This window comes from Paenibacillus sp. FSL R7-0302, from assembly GCF_038006885.1.
Lineage (GTDB): Bacteria > Bacillota > Bacilli > Paenibacillales > Paenibacillaceae > Paenibacillus_AQ.
On sequence record NZ_JBBOWB010000001.1, the window covers coordinates 5,502,746 to 5,519,764 of the forward strand.

The following is a 17,019-nucleotide window of genomic DNA, read 5'->3' on the forward strand; positions in this document are numbered from 1 at the left end:
TCATCCTCCTTTTAGGAAATTGACGTAGGCCTGTTCCACATACTGCTTGAACTGAACCATAAACGCCTGCTCATCGAATTTGCGTGCATGGCCCATAATCTGGTCGATATCCCACGCATAGGACTCCACCTCATCAATGGCCTTAAGCAAATCATCAACTTCCTGATGCTGGAAAAACACGCCGTTAACGTATGGAATAATCGTGTCGAGCGCTCCCCCAGCCTGATAGGCGATGACTGGCCTTCCTGCGGCATTCGCCTCCAGCGGCGTAATACCGAAATCCTCTTCCCCGGGAAAAACAAACGCCCGGCACTGGGACATCAGCCCTGTGACTTCCTGATCCTCCAGCCGGCCCAGAAACGATACATTCCCCTTGGCCATGCCTTCCAGACGCTTCCTGTCCGGTCCGTCCCCGACAATATACAGCTTAAGCCCGTTACGGTTGAACGCCTCCACCGCAAGATCGATCCGCTTGTACGAGACCAGCCGCGAGACAATCAGATAATAATCGCCAATGCTCGGGGAGCTGGTGAAGCGGGCCGTATTGATCGGCGGGAAAATCACATCGGAATCCCGGTGGTAATAATTCTGAATCCGCGTCTTCACGACTGAGGAGTTGGCAACGAACTGGTTCACATTTTTGGAGGTGCGCTGATCCCAGTTCTTGAGCCGCTGCATATACACCTTAAGCAGTCTTTTGAATAATCCGGAATTCGATTGCCGCTCCATGTACGTGTCATAGTCCCAGGCGAAGCGCATTGGCGTATGACAGTAGCACAGATGGAAGGTGGACTCGGGCACCTGAATGCTTTTCATAAAAGCGCTGCTCGAGCTAAGAACGATATCATACCCGCTGAAGTCCAAATCGCGGACAGCCATGGGGTAGAGCGGGAGCACCCCTTTGAAGTTACGCTTCACTCCCGGAATCTTCTGCAGCCAGGAGGCCCGGATATCGGCATCTTTGAGGTTATCGGTCAGGCGGCTTCCGTTAAAAACCGTTGTGAAGATCGGAGCCTCCGGGTACATGTGATGAAAAACCTCCACCACCCGTTCCGCCCCGCCCATCTGGATTAAATAATCGTGCGCTATCGCAATTTTCATGTGAATCATCCTCAAAGTTTTATGGAGCAGCATCATTAAGCAGTACACGCATGGCTAGAGACAGATATGATGCAAGCCTTAAGCATTATGGAGCGGGAAGGTCAGGTAACTGCCAGCAGACCTTTGTAGTAAGCGACAATATCCTTGACCGTGTTCTCGATGACAAAATGCTCTTTCACCCGTCTCATTCCATTGTCCGCCATCCGTCTACGCTCTTCGGGATGGTTCAGCATCCAGGTGATGGAGTCTGCAAGTACAGTAGCATCTCCCGGCTGGATCAGCAGTCCTGTCTCACCAGGAACCACGATCTCCACCGGTCCGCCTTCATTGGAGGCAATCACCGGCAGTCCGGCTGCCATGCCTTCGACGATGACCTGGCCGAACGGCTCAGGGGTAATCGACGTATGGATCAACAGATCCGCTTGGTTCATGAGTCCTTGTATATCATCTACATGACCCAGCAGGCTGACATTGGTGATGTCCCCCTGCTGCATCTGCGCAATTAATTCCTGCTTGTATTCTTCCTCTCCGAACAGAGCGTCACCGGCCAGCCAGAACTTCACGCGGCTGTCGTTCTTGAAGGCCTTGGCCGCTTCCAGCACAATATGCTGGCCTTTCCAGTGGGCGAGCCGTCCGACCAGCAGGACGTTGAAGTCCTTCTGATCCCGCTTGCCGATCCCTTCGCCGATCGCCTTGGCGAACGCCGAGTAGACGACCAGCGTCTTCTTCGAGCGCGGCAGCTCCAGGGCATTCAGCGTGGAGTGGGAATTGGCAATGACCCCATTCGGCAGCAGGCGTGACAGCAGCCGGATCGCCTTGGCGACAACCGGCTTCAGATAAGGCGCCCCGATATGGTCCCGGATGTGCCAGATCAGCGGCACGCCCGCTTTTTTGGCAGCGACTGCTCCGTAGAAGGCCGATTTCAATGAATTGGTATGCACACAATCCACCTTCTCTTCCTTCAGCAGCGGGGCAAGCTTGCGGCCATAAGCCAGCAGCTTCATCGCTGCCGCCGGAGCGCCGAGGTTCACGGCATTGCGGCCGCGGCTGCGGATGCTCTCATCCAGCGGGATAATGCGGACATCGATGCCCTTCTCCCGCAGTCGTTCGGCAAGCGTGCCTTCCTCCGCCAGGATCACCAGCGGCTCAATCTGCTCACCAATGTTGGTGAGGATGTTGAACAGGGCGACCTCGCCTCCGCTCCATTTGGCGGTGTGGTCGATATAAGCGACTTTGATCATCCTACGCTCACACCCTTTCCCAAGGTTTCGAGGAATACAGACTCAATCTTGTCGCCTACGTGCTGCCAGGTGTACTTCTCCAGCACATGATTCCGGCATTCCTCCCGGCCCGGCAGCAGCTTGCGGTTGCTCAGCATATGGATCATGCCTTCCGCCATATCCTCGCTGGCCGCACTCTTGAACAGCAGCTCCGGCCGGAAGCCCTGGAGGATCTCCTTGTTGCCGCCAACCGGCGTAGCCATCACCGGCAGTCCCGAGGCCAAGGCCTCAACGGTGATCAGGCCGAAGCCTTCCAGTGCCTGGGAAGGGACGACGAACATGTCGGCTGCCTGATAATAGGAGGCCAGCTCATGATCGGGAATGTAGCCGAGCAGGCGGACCTTGTTGCCCAGCCCGTAATCGGCGATCCGTTCTTCCAGCTCCCCGCGCAGCGGGCCCTTGCCCCCGATCAGCAGAATCGCATTCGGGAACCGCTCTCCCACCTGCTTCCAGGCTTCAAGCAGCTGCAGCAGCCCCATCCGGTTCATCAGCCGGCGGACGGTCAGGACCGTTGTTGCGCCTTCCGGCAGATTCAGCGTCCGGCGGACCGCCAGCCGATTGGGGGCGGGTGTGAACCGCTCGACATTGGCCGCTCCCGGAATGACGGTGATCTTATGCAGCGGCACACCGTGCAGTTCATGCAGCATGTTACGGAAGTATTCGCTGAGGACGATGAATTTGTCCGCCAGCTTGTAAGCCTTATGTTCTATCGATTTGGCAATCGTTGTTTTGACCTTATGCTTGATGCCTTGACCTTCGATCTTCATCTCTTCGTTCCACGGGCCGTGGAAGGTCATGATGACCGGAATGCCCCGCTTCTTCGCTTCAATCGCCGGCCCGATGCCATAAGGGGCGAAGTGGGTGTAGAGGATATCAATCCGCCCGCTGCCATCTCCCATCAGGGAGGCCGCCTTGCGCTGGAAGGCATCCTTGCGCTTCCAGATCGTCTCCTTCGGATCACCGGCGTTGTGGATGATCAGTTCCTTCGGCGTCTCCGGCGTTTCCTGGCTGCAGATCAGGGCATGCACCCGGTTCCGTGAGGAGAGCTGCTCACACACGGATTTGAAATAGGTGTTCAGTCCTCCAGGCTGTAACGAGGGCCAGCTGAGGCCGGTCGTCATAATGTTGAGTCCGTCATTGTACGACATAGCTTCTCTCCCCCTTGTTCTCCTGCTCGGCCTGACCCGCTTCGTTATGCCGGGCCAGCCTGCCTGCGCTGTGTAATTCGTAATGCTTGAAGCCGACCATGAATTCATACATCACCCAGAAGACGGATACCGCGAAGCCCGAGATGCCTTTCTTGAACAGGCCATGCAGGAAATACTTCTGCAGGAACCGTGCGGGCGGACGCAGGAGCAGGTGGCTCAGCTTGAACGGCTTGCCGCTGGCGAACGCACTCTCTGCTTCCAGATCAGTGTATTTGTTGAACCGGGCGACATGATCGTTGATGCTGCGGAAGCCTTGATGCCACAGCGTTCCGTTCAGCTTCACCGTCCGTTCCTCGGACACCTCGGGCATCTCATGCACCAGAGAGTTGCGGATACCGTATTCCTTGCGGTTATACAGCCGCACCAGATACTCGCCTTTATCCAGCCATTTGCCGAGGAAGTCGCCAATCCGGTACAGCGAGAACGCCACTGTAGCATCGGTCAGTCCCGGCTTGCGCTCCAGGATATCCCGGGCCAGCTCCTCGCTGACCACTTCGTCGGTATCAATCAGGAAGACCCAATCATGGATGGCACGTTCCACTCCGAATTCCCTTTGCTTCGCATATCCGGGCCATGGGTTGACATACACCCGGCATCCCAGGCTCTCGGATAGCCCTACGGTCCCGTCTGTGCTTCCTCCGTCGATTACCACCACCTCATCGGCGAATAACCGGCAGGACTGAATGGCTTTGGATATCCGAACTTCGTCGTCCTGGGCAATGATGACCGCCGAGATCGGGTAGCTTCCCCGGCCGCCAAGCACGCTTGTTACTGAATCCATGATAGGTATCCTCCTTCTGATGGTCCGGTGTGTGTCGTCGCTCCGAGAAAAGTTTGGGCTTACGGCCGCTGTTGTGTTTAGATTTCCTGATTAGAACCGCTTTTCGCGGTAGAAATCCAAACACAAAGGCGGACGCATTCGCTCCTACAGCTCCAAATTTTCTCTACGTTCCTCCAAGCACCGTCCCATGGTTTTTTAAGCAGATAGGGGCTCGCATCGTGTCTCTGCTCGCTGAAACAAATACAAACCATTTGATTCATAAGCAAAACACTTGAATCAAACCCTTAACTGCCTAGACATCCTCTACACATCCATAGGTTTCTTACGAATATACGAATTCATCGTCGTCTTCATCCACTGAAGGTCCTGGGCGTTAATGAGCAGCCGCGGAAGCTTAACCTTCAGGTTGTACCTGATATTGAGAATAATGAACAAGAACCGCAGCACAGCTGATGAGAGCATAGCCACTCCGGCTCCGAACAGTCCGAACTTCGGCACCAGCAGGAAGAGCAGCGGAATCACAAGGATCAGGCCGACCCCCTGCAGGATGGATACGAACTTCGGCTTGCCCAGCGCCATGAACACCTGAGCCAGAATCAGCGTCCCGCCGCTGATGGTTACTTCCAGCAGCAGCAGGCGGAACACGGTAAGCGCGGTATTGAAATCCTTGCCGTAGAGCAGCGGAATGACAAAGGGCGCTACCAGCATCAGGAACACTGCGCCTAGCAGAGTACAGGTAGTACTGATCCGGAAAGCCTTGAACGTAAGGGCAACCGCTTCGTCCTTCGACATCTCGGAGGCCTTCGGGAAGAGCACCACCGTGATCGAATTCGCGAAGAAGTTCACCATTCGCGACAGGCTGACCGCTACCGCATAGAGCCCCAGATCTGCCGGTCTCAGTAATCCGGCAATGATGATCTGGTCTATGTATACCGAGAATTGTCCGAGCAGGTCGTTTCCGTAGGAGCCCAGACCATAGGTGAACAATCTTTTGAAATTAAGATAGGAATCCCTGAGTTTGACCTTGTAGGTCCGCAGCAGCAGGATGGTCATCCAGATGAACAGCGGAGCCGACGGAACCAGATAAGCCAGTGCAGTTGTATAAGGATTCATGTAACCGGTCAGGATCAGAATCCCGATGGCTCCCAGTGTCAGCAGCGGCACCAGGTACCGCATCCAGTTGAAGGTCTTGTAATCCCCTCTGAACTGGAAGGCCGCGTTGTTGATCTGCGACACCACAATCAGCGGGCAGAGAATCATCGACCACTGGGCGAAGACCACTACCTCATGACTGAAGGACCCCAGCCAATAAGGCAGCACGAGTATCCCGACTGTCATGGCGATGGTTCCGAATGTCAGGCCGATCAGCAGGGCGATCCGGTACAACACCCCGGCTTCCTCCGGATTCTTCTTGGCGTTATAGATCAGCGCCGAGGGAATGCCGAAGCTCATGCTGAAGGCCAGGAACTGCGACCAGTTCACCATCGCTGTCTGTTCTCCCCGGCCTGACGGGCCGAGATAACGGGCGGTCAGTACACCGGTCAGCATATTGACCAGCAGGATCAGCACGCTGACGAACATCGTTTTGACAGCAGCCGAGCTATTGTCCTTACTCTTCGTGAATCTCCGGAAGGTGGACCATACCCGGTTAGCGGGTAGTGATTTGGCGCTTGACTGCTGCATGCGGTAGTCCCTTCTTTCTGCTTTGAGTGAGCTCCTTGGCACTGAGGCCAAGTCCGATCAGCATCCAGATCAGATACCCCTTAAGACCGGGAAAGCCGTTATCCGATATCAGGCTGGCTACAGCACCCATCCACGCCGCCAGCGCCAGTCTGGCGTAAGGCTGAAGTTCATTCCTGCGGGTGACTCTGGAGCCGATCTCCTTGATGACCGCACCGAGTGCCCCGAAGAAGAACAATGCGCCGAGTACACCGAAGGTCAGCAGCAGCGCGATGAAGCCGTTATCCATATTGCCGTATTCCCCCAGCTCTCCGCCGTTTCCAAGCTTGGTGCCCTGGCCTACACTGCCGATCCCCTGCCCTACCGGATTGCCTGCCACCATCGGCAGCATGTTGGTCCAGAGGCTGAGGCGTTCATTGTAGGAATGATCCTCCTGCACGGAGGTCAAGGTCTCCATCCGGGCCACCAGCCCCTCTGCTCCAGGAAGCTTCGGCACGATCCAGAACAGCGCGGCTGCCACGAATGCGAGCTGCAGCAGCGTCTTCCATTTGCCCTTGGAGGGAGAGGAAGCGATGTAGACCAGCAGCATCACCAGCAGGACCAGCCATGCGGAACGGACGAGCGTAGTCAGCAGGCAGACTACTACGAGCAGAACACCGAGCCAGCGCAGAGTACCCTGCCATCTTTTCTCCAGAATCATCGGCACCAGGGCGAAGACCAGGAAGGTTGCTGCCGGACCCGGAGAGTTCAGGGTCGAGAAGACCCGGATCTCCAGCGGATAGGGGGTCCCGATTGAGATCATATCGGCATTCCGCATCCAGAAGGCGTCCCAGGGGGGAACGGTCAGATACTGCACAATCCCGTAGATCGCAACCAGTACGGCTATGTTGGCAAAAGCATACAGCAGCCGGTCGATATCCTTCGGCTTAAACGGCGTCACCGCGAAGAAAGGAATCAGCAGCAGCGGTACGATGTAATTGGCCAGATCGTATACCGAGCCGATGCCGTTCTTCGCCAGACCAATCAATGCGCCGTAGGCCAGAGCGATGGAGAACAGCAGAATAATCCGGGTGGAGGACTTGCGGATCCGGTGAATTTCCCGCAGCACCGGAATGGCTAAGGTCGCTCCGGTCAGCAGCGGGGCCAGACTGAGCAGAGAGACGGAATGATACACGCCTTCGTACCAGTCTGCAATCCGCCGCAGCTCCGGGGCAACCGCCCAGATCAGCAGCGTGTACGGGATGAGCATCCGTGTATTCAGCAAGGCCAGCAGCAAGGCCGGAAAGAGGATGCCTGCCAGAATGATGCCCTGCAGGCTGTTCGACGCGCTCAGGTTCGCACTGGCGAAGCCGATCGCAAGCGGCAGGGCCAGCGCCGAAGCGCAGATCAAGGTCATCATTACAGCCGACTTCACGGCTTGTGCCGATGGAAGATTCAGACTATTCTCATCTCTGCTTAGCATCTTCATTCCCTGCCTCCCGTCTTTCGCCGCACTCTTCAATCCGTACTGCTGTTCTTCACCTTGCCCCGTTTGCGCAGCTCCTTGAGCAGCAGCACCAGGAACTGGGCATCGTCGACAAGGTATCTTTTCCATAACCGGCCCGGCTCCTGGCTAAGTCTCCATAGCCACTCCATGCCGGTTCTCTGCATGAAATCCGGTGCCCGCTTCACCGAGCCGGACAGGAAGTCGAAGGTTGCACCTACGCCGATAGAGACCGGCGCCTGGTAGGAGGTATAGTGACGGTAGATCCACTTCTCCTGCTTCGGTGCACCTACTCCTACGAATACGATATCGGGCTGGCTCTCGGTCAGCAGCCGGATAATATGCCGGTTCTCTTCTTCGTTGTGCTCGAAGCCGTAGGAAGGAGAGTAACAGCCCACTACGTTAATGCCCGGGAAGGCGGCCTTCAGATTCTTGGTAGCCTGCTCCGCCACACCCTCGGCGGCACCGAGGAAGAACAACCGGTATTGCCTTTGCTCGAACGCATTGCCCAGGCGGCTGAACAGGTCTGCGCCGGACACCTTTTGCTTCAGCGGCTTGCCGAGCATCTTGGACGCCCAGATTATCGGCATCCCGTCCGCGACTACGGCACCTGCTTCGGAATACACTTCCCGGAACTCTTTATCCTTGCGCAGCTTGATCACATGGTCGACGTTACAGGTCAGGATGTAGGATTGGTTCCTCTCCTGAATGGTTCTGTCGATATAATCCAGCAGGTCCATGAAATCATAGTTATCGAAATTGACATCGAACATGTTCACTTGGTTCATCGTATCACTTCTTTTTGTGGGGAATCGGCCAGCTGTGAAGATCGATACAGGCAGTTCAGGTACCAACAGAACGGAATGATGAATTGGACCGTCGACAGCGTGTTATCCGTGAAAGAATAGATCAGAAATGCTGCAATAAAGAGCAGGAAATAAGGTTTGACCGCCGGCAAAAGAACTCTGTATACCATAAGAAACACAGCGAGCAAGGACAGCAGCAGCAGGATGGCCCCGACGTATCCCCCATCGTAATAAAAGCGGATATATTCGTTATGCGGAACCACGAACCCTCCGTAGAGCGTTCCGTCATTCGCCACCGTTACGGCTCCAAGACCCCGCCCTGCCACCGGCGAATCCGCCGCCTTGTTCAGGAAGTACTCCCAGGCCTCCGCCCGCCCGGACAGGTCAATTCCCGTCTCGGTCGTCCGTTCGAAGGAGCGCTTCTTGAGGTTGTCGAGCTGCAGGTACACCGCCGAGGTAATGATCAGCAGCGAGCCCAGCAGCGGGAGCAGGTACTTCTTCTTGCCCTTCAGAAAAGCGCGGGAGATATCATAGAAGTAATAGAGCACCATCAGGACCAGGGCGAGAATCGGCCCGCGCGTGCCTGTAATCACCAGAATGAAGAAATTCAGCCCCAGCATGATGTAATTGAACCGGGTATACTGCGGACTGCGCTTGATCTCGATGAACGCGATCGCTACTCCCATGAAGGCCAGCATCGCCAGGTGAGGCGGAATGTTCGCCCCCTGCACCCGTACCGCGCCTGTGAACTCAACGGCTACCAGTGAATGTATATTCGCAGCCTGGAGCACCACGCCCAGCAGCATGCTGACCAGCGGCAGCAGGGTAATGATCCGAATCTGCTTCTCGGCGACCTCCTTCTTCCAGTTGATCAGCAGAAGCACGAAGGGCAGAGACAGTCCGATGAAGGCTTTGACCGCAATCGATGTGCTCATCTCCGGCAGCCAGATGGAGAAGCTGAAGGTGAGCAGAATCAGGACCAGCATCGCCCATAAGGGAGGGCTGAGCTTGAACCTCAGGCCATTAACCAGAATACACGGCACCAGCAGCATCAGAATCACCAGCTTGTAGAGCGACAGGATCTCAATACCGAACATACTCCCGCTGTACAAGAAGTTAATCGAGACCGCCGTGGTCAGCAGAACGAAATAGCTGATCAGCTCAGGGCGTGACAGGGAGGCAACCAGCAGCAGAATGAAGAATACGGCCGCTACTGCGATGACCGGCTGGAAGATGACGGCTGTTCCGAGGAAGAGTGCAGTTACGAGATAGAGCATTCCGTATGGCAGACTATTGATTTTGGTGCCCCACTCAAAATGGGTCATCGCGCGTACCTCCCCTCACCCCGCTGCGGATTCCCTCTTCCGGTTAAGAATCATATGAAGAGTTCCGCGAATACTCTCCAGCCGGCATTTATTCAGCAGCCTTCTCCCCTTACTGCGGGAGAGAACAGAATCTGCCAGGATGTAGATGACTTTGGCACCTGTCTTGCCCAGGAGCAGCAGATGCCCTTTCATTCCTTCACTCTTCATAGCGTTTGATATGCCTTGGCTGTAGTACCGCTTCATGATCCAGTCCTCCGTCAGCCGGTTCGCCGGAACGAAATGATCCACGGCCATTTCGGGATGATAGAGAATCGAATGCCCTTCCTGCTGCAGCTGGCTGAACAGCCAGGTCTCTTCACCCGAGAGCAGCGAATCGCCCTTGCGGCCCAGCTCCAGCGGGAACAGGCTGATATCGAATACCGGCTTGCGCATCGCCATGTTGGCCCCGCAAGGGTGAAGGCGCTTCGGATACTCTTTGATCCGGCTCCCCAGATCGACAATCGTATAAGGAAGCTCGAACGGCTTGATCAGCCAATCCGGGCGCTTGCTCTCGAAGATCGGAGCAATCCTGCCGCCCATAGCCATCACCTCCGGCTTATCCGCAAAGGTGTTCACAATGGTTGTAATCCAGGTCCGGCAAGGGATCGCATCATCATCCAGAAAGGCGATGAGCTGCGATTTGGAAGCCAGAATTCCCGTGTTCCGGGCTGCTGACAGCCCTTGAACCGGCTCCAGCAGATAACGGATATCCATATCCGCACCATAGGTTTCGATGAACCCCTTAATGGCGGCCGCCGTATCATCCGTGGACTGGTTATCCACGACGATGATCTCGGCCTGGTGCAAATTCTCCAGCGGCAGCAGCGAATGAAGAGTCTTCACCAGCAGCGCCGACCGGTTATAGGTGCATATGATAATGGAAATCTCAGGTCCATCTCCGTGTACGAACATCGGCATCACCTAATTCCCATATTTTTAATAAGCATTTTTGGAACCCAGGAGCATCAGGCCAGTCTTGACAATAATCTTCAGATCCAGCATCGTGCTGCGCATGTGGATATACGTGAGATCCAGCTGAACCATCTCGTCGAAGCCGACGCTGTTTCTGGCATTTACCTGCCAGTAGCCGGTGCAGCCGGGGGTTACCATCAGCCGCTGCTTGTCGTATTCCGTGTACTGCTCCACCTCTTCAACGAGCGGAGGACGGGGACCCACCAGACTCATATGCCCCATCAGCACGTTCCAGAGCTGCGGCAGTTCATCAATACTGGTCTTGCGCATGAATCTTCCAATCCGCGTAATGCGGGGATCATTCTTGATCTTGAACATCGCGCCGCTTACTTCGTTATAGGCCATGAGACTCTCCTTCAGCTCCTCGGCATTAGAAACCATGGATCTGAACTTGTACATGGGGAACAGCTTCTCGTCCTTGCCGACCCGCATTTGGCGGAAGAACACCTTGCCCTTCGGATCTTCCAGCTTAATCAGAACAGCCACCACTGCGAAGAGCGGGAGCAGGAACAGCAGCCCCAGGGCAGAGAACAAGATGTCGATGATCCGCTTCATGACCAGATAGGATTCCATTCCCTTGCTTTCTTCACCCGAATGCAGCATGTAAAGTTTCGGCAGGACGGCCTCATAGTCTTCCGGCAGTTTTTGCATGCTCATCTCTCCTCATTTCTCGTAAAGGTTTATGCAGCCTTACTTCTTGACTCCGGCTTGTGTCGCTCGCTTTCGGGGAACCGTCTCAGCTGCTGAGCGTGGTCTGTCCCGCTTTGTTCAGCCATTCCGCCATAGCATCCATGACCTGATAACGCAGATCTTCGCTCTCTAAGGCAAATTCCAGTGTGGTCAAAATATAGCCGAGCCGTTCGCCAACATCATATCTTGTACCGTCGAAGTTATAAGCGTAGACACGTTCGCTCTGGTTCAGCTTCTGAATGGCATCCGTCAGCTGAATCTCACCGCCTGCGCCCTTCTCCTGAAGATCGAGATACTTGAAGATCTTAGGGGTAAAGACATAGCGGCCCATGATTGCCAGATTGGAAGGCGCTGTTCCAAGCGGAGGCTTCTCTACGAAATTGTTCACCCGGTAGAGCTTCCCGTCCTGCATATCCGGCTCAATAATCCCGTAGCGGTTCGTGAATTCATCCGGGATAACCTGTACCCCGATCACCGAATTCTGGGTCTCTTCATACTGGTCGATCAGCTGCTTCAGGCAAGGGACCTGTCCGGTTACAATATCATCGCCGAGCATAACGCCGAACGGCTCATCGCCGATGAACCGTCTGGCACACCATACGGCGTGGCCTAGACCCTTGGGTTCCTTTTGCCGGATGTAGTGAATTTCCACCTTGGAGGACCGCTGCACCTCTTTGAGCAGCTCCAGCTTACCGTCTTCCAGCAGTCTGGACTCAAGCTCGAAGGCATTGTCGAAATGATCCTCAATCGCCCGTTTGCCTTTACCGGTTACAATGATGATGTCTTCAATCCCGGAGGCAATGGCCTCCTCCACGATATACTGGATCGTCGGTTTGTTGATAATAGGCAGCATTTCCTTGGGCATTGCCTTGGTCGCCGGAAGGAAACGTGTGCCTAACCCGGCCGCCGGGATAATTACCTTTTTTACCTTTTTCATCACACATACCTCCCAATAGTTTCGTTCACATTGCCGCTTCGGTGTTCTACTTGGTCTGGTTCATTGCTATTCCGAGAATCCTTACACCTGTCTGTTCCATGAGCCCCTTCAGCTTGCGGAGCGCTTCGCGCTTCGTCCGGCCGTGTCTGGCGACAATGACCACCCCGTCCGAGAGCGGCGCCAGAATCCGTGCATCGCTGTAATCGACCCCCTGCGGGGAATCCAGCAGAATCAGATCGAAGCTTGCCTTCAGCTCCGTAAGCAGTCCGGCCATTCTTTCGCTGCCGAGCAGGTCAGGCGGGCTGACCGTACTTACTCCGGCAGGGATTACCGCCAGATTCGCCAGGCTGCCGTATACCAGAACGTCCTTCGCTTCCTCGAAGCCGCTCAAGTAAGCTGCCAGCCCCTGGCTGCCTTCCACATCGAAGACGCTGTGCAGGCCGGGCTTCCGCAGGTTACAATCCACCACCGCCACCTTCTTGCCGTCCTGTACGAAGGATACAGCCAGATTGGAGAGAATCGTGGTCTTGCCTTCGCCGCTCTCCGCTGAGGTGAAGAGCAGCACCTGTCCGCCGGGCCCCTTCAGCAAGCCGAGCTGGCGGATATACGTGCGCAGCGAACGGAAGGATTCGGAGACATGCGAGGACGGGTTCATATCTGTAATAAGACTTCTATTCAGCCGTAACATATTTGCCCTCCCCTACTCTTGCCTTGTCATTATCCGCACTGCCGAAATCGCGTTTGCGGATCGCCGGAATACTGGCAATGACCGGAAGGCCAAGCTCGAATTCCGCTTCCTTCTCGTTTCTCAGCGTACCGTTCAGCGTCTCCATCAGCAGGATAATCCCGACCGCTGCCATCAGTGACACCACGAAGCTGATCAGAATATTCATGGTCACCCCGCCGTTGACCGGCAGAGGCTGGGCTGCAGGATCAGCCGGAGTCAGGAATGTTACATTATCCAGATTCATCAGTGCCGGCAGGCTGCGGATGAAGGTCTGCGAAACCGCGTTTACAATCGTAGCTGCGGTGCCGTAATCCTTATCCTCCACGGTCAGATTAATCACCTGGCTTTTCTCCGAGGATTTGATCTGCAGCTTGGCAGCCAGTTGGCCCGCCGTCAGACCGAACTCGGGATGCTCAGCGATCACACTCTTCATAATGGTTGGCGACTTCATGATTTCCTTATAGCTCTCGATGAGGTTAAGACTGAAGTTCAGTGCGTTGAGATTATTGCTCTCGGGGACATTCACAACGTTGTTGACCAGTAGCTGTCCAGAGGCGGAGTAGACGGGTGCAACGAAGTTTTTACTGACGTAGAAGGTGGTGGCGCAGGAGATCAGTACAAATACCATGATTAACCATAATTTTTTCTTTATCAGGTTAATGTAATCCAGAATCGTCTTTTCCACAGTAACCCTCCTTCCGCTTGTGTTCGTTTTGAAAGCAATCATGAAAGTTTCAGATGTCTTGCTTTTATTCTATCAATGCGCAGGATTTATCACATGCCCCCTCGCATCACTTTACACTTCACTTTCGAGTACCCCCGTTTGGTCCGCAAGAGGGGGTGAATGGTATACTTTAGTACCATATCCATGGAAAATGCTAACACCCCCGGTGAGCCTTGCCTCCTTCAGGTGTTTACTTACCCAAACACAAAAATCACCCAGCCGGGTGAAGGATGCCGGTGCACCTTCGTGTCAGCATTCCGCGCGAGCACAATGTATGCTGTTTTTCGCATACATTTGGGCCGTGTGCCTGCTTGCGAGCTAATGTATGCTGTTTTTCACATACATTCAGGGCGTGTGCCTGCTTGCGAACATAATGTATGCTGTTTTTCACATACATTCGGGCCGTGGACCTCACAGCCGCCCGATGTATGCTGTTTTTCGCATACATTCGGCCCGCACCGATAATCTTCCCCCCTTCTTTGATTTCCCGGAACGCAAAAAAACACGGACAGTATTGTCCGTGCTCCGTCCCCGATCATTCACAGGGATGATTATTAATCGTATGACATCTCATATTTGGTAAGCCCGACAGCATTGGCGTATAAGGCCGCCTGCGTCCGGTCCGCCACCTGCAGCTTCGCCAGAATCTGGCTGACATGCTTCTTGACGGTGAATTCGCTGATGAACAGGCGTGAAGCAATCTCGCGGTTGCAGGCCCCCTGTCCCAGCTCGATCAGAACTTCCTTCTCTTTGGGTGTAAGCTCATCCGTCGGACTGCTGCCGCTCATGCGCATCTTATCTTCCATCAGCCCGGGATCGTAATACTTCCTGCCCTTGTGGACCAGTTGAATTGCAAACAGCAATTCCTCAGGCAGAGCTTCCTTCAGTACATAACCGTCTACCAGCACTTCCTCCGCCTTCAGGAAATCTTCCCGGCTGGCTGAGGATGTCAGCAGGATGAACTTGCATGAGAATCCGCGCACGCGGGCTTCCTTGATAATATCCAGGCCCGATTCATCGGCAAGCTTCAGATCAATCAGCACAAGATCAGGCTGTATCTCCTCAATCACGAGAAGAGCTTCTTGGCCATTCGTTGCTTCGCCGGCAAACTGCAGATTGGACTGCATCGATATCACAGATGCCAATCCTCTTCTCACCAAAGGGTGATCATCAACAATGACGATTTTCACTTGAACGACCTCCTGCCTAAAGTTTATGCATTTTTCAGTTCAGCCACACCGACAGGTATAGAGATTAAAATTCTGGTTCCAGCGTTCTCGCTGCTGGTTAACTGGAAATCGCCTCCAAGGGACTGTGCCAGATATTGCATATTCTTCATTCCCAGTCCGCCTGAGTGATCCTCGGATTCAGCCCAGATCAGATCTGCATCGAAACCGATGCCATCGTCGACAATCGATAGTCTAATCCATTTCGGCTTAAGCGACAGTTCTACATCCACCCTGCTGGCAGCACCATGTCTTATGGCGTTGCCGGTCGCTTCGGAGATAATCCGGAAGAGTGCCTTGTGGTAAGGATAAGGGAGACTGAAATCATCCCCCGTTATTTTCAGTTCAATCTCAACATCATTAAGCCGGGAGAGGCTCTTCAGATGCGAGCGCACCATCCCGAGCCAGCTCGGACCGCCGCTCTTCTTCGAGCTGAGGCTGTAGATGGTAATCCGCAGCTCCTTGGCTACCTTGGTGGCTGAATCATGGATAAGCTCAATCTGCTCCTCCAGCTCCCGCTCAGACATTTTGCGCCACGTCTGCTTCAGGGAATGGGTCGCATAGACGATGCCGAAAAGACTCTGGGAGACACTGTCGTGCATCTCATCGGCGATCCGGTTCTGCTCGTTCGTGATGATCAGCCGGTTCTCGATCACGCCCAGCTCGTGGCGCTCAAGAATAATCGCACTCAGCTCCGACAGGAACATCAGTTGCTGGATATACCACCGGCGGCCCTCCAGCCCTTCCGAGGCTTCCAGCTTCACGCCAATCATACCGACGAACCGGGTGCTCATTCTTACCGGCATCAGCAGGAAGTCGCCGATCCCCGGCATACTCTTGAATACCGGTTCACGCTGCAGCCTCCATTCATGCTCATGCTTCTCCAGCTCCATGAACAGAAAGCGCTCCTCCTCATGCTGCCAGCCCGTCTGACGGCTCTGCGGAGCAGGCTCACCGCTTTTTTTGGCGAACCAGAACAGGGCCTTCTCCAGCTTGGTAAGCTTGACCACATAGTCGGTAATGACTTGGCCAATATTCATGAAGTCATGCTGGCTTGATGTTTCCACGATGTGATAAAGCGATTTGATATGCTCCATGGTATCGTTGGTCCGCGCGTTCGCTTCCTCCCGCTGCCGCTTTATCCCCTTAACCATCTGCATAACTATAACCGCGAGAGCCAGGGCTAGAAACAGGTTACCATTGGCAAGCATAATTTCAGCAATCGTAAGACCCGGAGAACCGGCTTCCATGTAGCCCGATACCGCCACCATGGCAATATACCCCAGGATCAGACTCCAGACACAATACAAAGAGAGCGCACCCGCCGCAAACAACACCGGATTAAGTACATATAGCTTAAAAGGACTATCGTATCCTCCAGTAAATAACATCAACACCGCAATGAGTGCCGTCTCCATACTGACCATCAGCATTAGAGTACGGGCTCTTGCATGGAACCTCCGGTAATAGTACGGGAATAGTTGGGCAAATAAGAATAGCACAATGATTAGTAGGGATTTGTATATTACGGAAGGCCCCGCAGAAACCATGAGGTACATAAACGATGTGAGGGACAAAGAAAAGATTCTGAAAAAGGCGATCGTACGGTCTTCGACTGTTAATTTAATGTTCATCCCACCACCCTATTCTCCAGTTTGTGGAAAATTCGAGTTTATTCTAAGCTATGTTTAAAAGCATCATACATGAGAAAAATCACAATAACAAGTTTCGATTTCTAATGATAGCGTTTACTTTGAAAATAAAATGGGTATAATTATTCTTTTTTCATGAAAAATTAACCATCTCTATCCAGCTTCTCAAATGATAGCGTATGCAAAATTATCCAGTTCAGCTCCAGGCATGACAAAGAGCCTCTCCCTCCAGGGACAGGCTCTTCAAAAGAGAAGTCTTCGGTTATCCGGTGAGTACACCCGGCACAGTCTATTCGGTCACCGCCGTCACAGCTTGCTCCAGCTTGGCATTATTACATATACAAATTTGATAGCGCTGTTCGCCAACGATATGATACCCGGTGGACAA

15 protein-coding genes are annotated in these 17,019 nt (G+C 54.1%); all 15 read right to left on the reverse strand.

What is annotated here, in order from left to right; genetic code table 11:
- Positions 1 to 1,101 (reverse strand): glycosyltransferase, encoded by a 1,101-nt coding sequence (locus MKY96_RS23780; RefSeq protein WP_340943840.1) that lies wholly within the window; start codon positions 1,099 to 1,101, stop codon positions 1 to 3.
- A 101-nt stretch (positions 1,102 to 1,202) separates the two neighbouring features.
- Positions 1,203 to 2,342: a glycosyltransferase family 4 protein gene (locus MKY96_RS23785; protein WP_340943843.1), complete on the reverse strand. Its 1,140-nt coding sequence runs from the start codon at positions 2,340 to 2,342 to the stop codon at positions 1,203 to 1,205.
- The gene (locus tag MKY96_RS23790; protein ID WP_340943846.1) at positions 2,339 to 3,529 is read right to left on the reverse strand and encodes a glycosyltransferase family 4 protein; all 1,191 of its coding nucleotides are present in this window, start codon (positions 3,527 to 3,529) and stop codon (positions 2,339 to 2,341) included. Before MKY96_RS23790 ends, MKY96_RS23785 begins: the two co-directional genes overlap by 4 nt.
- Positions 3,516 to 4,370, reverse strand: a complete 855-nt coding sequence (locus MKY96_RS23795; protein ID WP_076078988.1) for a glycosyltransferase family 2 protein — start codon at positions 4,368 to 4,370, stop codon at positions 3,516 to 3,518. Before MKY96_RS23795 ends, MKY96_RS23790 begins: the two co-directional genes overlap by 14 nt.
- A 303-nt stretch (positions 4,371 to 4,673) precedes the next feature.
- Positions 4,674 to 6,053 carry an oligosaccharide flippase family protein gene (locus tag MKY96_RS23800; protein ID WP_340943848.1) on the reverse strand — a complete coding sequence of 460 codons (1,380 nt, stop codon included), beginning with the start codon at positions 6,051 to 6,053 and terminating at the stop codon, positions 4,674 to 4,676.
- Positions 6,019 to 7,449: an O-antigen ligase family protein gene (locus tag MKY96_RS23805; protein ID WP_340944748.1), complete on the reverse strand. Its 1,431-nt coding sequence runs from the start codon at positions 7,447 to 7,449 to the stop codon at positions 6,019 to 6,021. Before MKY96_RS23805 ends, MKY96_RS23800 begins: the two co-directional genes overlap by 35 nt.
- 98 nt (positions 7,450 to 7,547) lie before the next feature.
- Positions 7,548 to 8,321: a WecB/TagA/CpsF family glycosyltransferase gene (locus MKY96_RS23810; protein ID WP_076078985.1), complete on the reverse strand. Its 774-nt coding sequence runs from the start codon at positions 8,319 to 8,321 to the stop codon at positions 7,548 to 7,550.
- A complete protein-coding gene (locus MKY96_RS23815) occupies positions 8,318 to 9,664 on the reverse strand; it encodes an O-antigen ligase family protein (RefSeq protein ID WP_340943850.1) in 1,347 nt (448 codons plus the stop codon). Before MKY96_RS23815 ends, MKY96_RS23810 begins: the two co-directional genes overlap by 4 nt.
- Before the next feature lie 15 nt (positions 9,665 to 9,679).
- Positions 9,680 to 10,615: a glycosyltransferase gene (locus MKY96_RS23820; protein ID WP_340943852.1), complete on the reverse strand. Its 936-nt coding sequence runs from the start codon at positions 10,613 to 10,615 to the stop codon at positions 9,680 to 9,682.
- A 24-nt stretch (positions 10,616 to 10,639) separates the two neighbouring features.
- Positions 10,640 to 11,332 carry a sugar transferase gene (locus MKY96_RS23825; protein ID WP_036693606.1) on the reverse strand — a complete coding sequence of 231 codons (693 nt, stop codon included), beginning with the start codon at positions 11,330 to 11,332 and terminating at the stop codon, positions 10,640 to 10,642.
- Between the two features lie 79 nt (positions 11,333 to 11,411).
- Positions 11,412 to 12,302, reverse strand: coding sequence for a UTP--glucose-1-phosphate uridylyltransferase GalU (gene galU, locus MKY96_RS23830; protein WP_340756620.1), 891 nt, complete (start codon positions 12,300 to 12,302; stop codon positions 11,412 to 11,414).
- 46 nt (positions 12,303 to 12,348) lie between these two features.
- On the reverse strand, positions 12,349 to 12,990 hold the full coding sequence (locus MKY96_RS23835) for a CpsD/CapB family tyrosine-protein kinase (RefSeq protein ID WP_340943854.1): 642 nt from the start codon (positions 12,988 to 12,990) through the stop codon (positions 12,349 to 12,351).
- Positions 12,974 to 13,714: a YveK family protein gene (locus tag MKY96_RS23840; protein ID WP_036723433.1), complete on the reverse strand. Its 741-nt coding sequence runs from the start codon at positions 13,712 to 13,714 to the stop codon at positions 12,974 to 12,976. The genes MKY96_RS23835 and MKY96_RS23840 overlap by 17 nt, the downstream gene beginning before the upstream one ends.
- Positions 13,715 to 14,307: 593 nt before the next feature.
- A complete protein-coding gene (locus tag MKY96_RS23845; protein ID WP_036693598.1) occupies positions 14,308 to 14,943 on the reverse strand; it encodes a response regulator in 636 nt (211 codons plus the stop codon).
- Positions 14,944 to 14,966: 23 nt separating this feature from the next.
- The gene (locus tag MKY96_RS23850; protein ID WP_340943857.1) at positions 14,967 to 16,412 is read right to left on the reverse strand and encodes a sensor histidine kinase; all 1,446 of its coding nucleotides are present in this window, start codon (positions 16,410 to 16,412) and stop codon (positions 14,967 to 14,969) included.
- Positions 16,413 to 17,019 lie beyond the last annotated feature (607 nt).

Excerpts from the sequence above, each read along its gene's own strand:
- MKY96_RS23805 (WP_340944748.1), bottom strand. The coding sequence starts at position 7,449 with ATGATGACCTTGATCTGCGCTTCGGCGCTGGCCCTGCCGCTTGCGATC.
- MKY96_RS23825 (WP_036693606.1), bottom strand. The coding sequence starts at position 11,332 with ATGAGCATGCAAAAACTGCCGGAAGACTATGAGGCCGTCCTGCCGAAA.
- MKY96_RS23780 (WP_340943840.1), bottom strand. The coding sequence starts at position 1,101 with ATGAAAATTGCGATAGCGCACGATTATTTAATCCAGATGGGCGGGGCG.
- MKY96_RS23820 (WP_340943852.1), bottom strand. The coding sequence starts at position 10,615 with ATGTTCGTACACGGAGATGGACCTGAGATTTCCATTATCATATGCACC.
- MKY96_RS23835 (WP_340943854.1), bottom strand. The coding sequence starts at position 12,990 with ATGTTACGGCTGAATAGAAGTCTTATTACAGATATGAACCCGTCCTCG.
- galU (WP_340756620.1), bottom strand. The coding sequence starts at position 12,302 with ATGAAAAAGGTAAAAAAGGTAATTATCCCGGCGGCCGGGTTAGGCACA.
- MKY96_RS23800 (WP_340943848.1), bottom strand. The coding sequence starts at position 6,053 with ATGCAGCAGTCAAGCGCCAAATCACTACCCGCTAACCGGGTATGGTCC.
- MKY96_RS23815 (WP_340943850.1), bottom strand. The coding sequence starts at position 9,664 with ATGACCCATTTTGAGTGGGGCACCAAAATCAATAGTCTGCCATACGGA.
- MKY96_RS23850 (WP_340943857.1), bottom strand. The coding sequence starts at position 16,412 with ATGCTGATGGTCAGTATGGAGACGGCACTCATTGCGGTGTTGATGTTA.
- MKY96_RS23785 (WP_340943843.1), bottom strand. The coding sequence starts at position 2,342 with ATGATCAAAGTCGCTTATATCGACCACACCGCCAAATGGAGCGGAGGC.
- MKY96_RS23810 (WP_076078985.1), bottom strand. The coding sequence starts at position 8,321 with ATGAACCAAGTGAACATGTTCGATGTCAATTTCGATAACTATGATTTC.
- MKY96_RS23795 (WP_076078988.1), bottom strand. The coding sequence starts at position 4,370 with ATGGATTCAGTAACAAGCGTGCTTGGCGGCCGGGGAAGCTACCCGATC.
- MKY96_RS23790 (WP_340943846.1), bottom strand. The coding sequence starts at position 3,529 with ATGTCGTACAATGACGGACTCAACATTATGACGACCGGCCTCAGCTGG.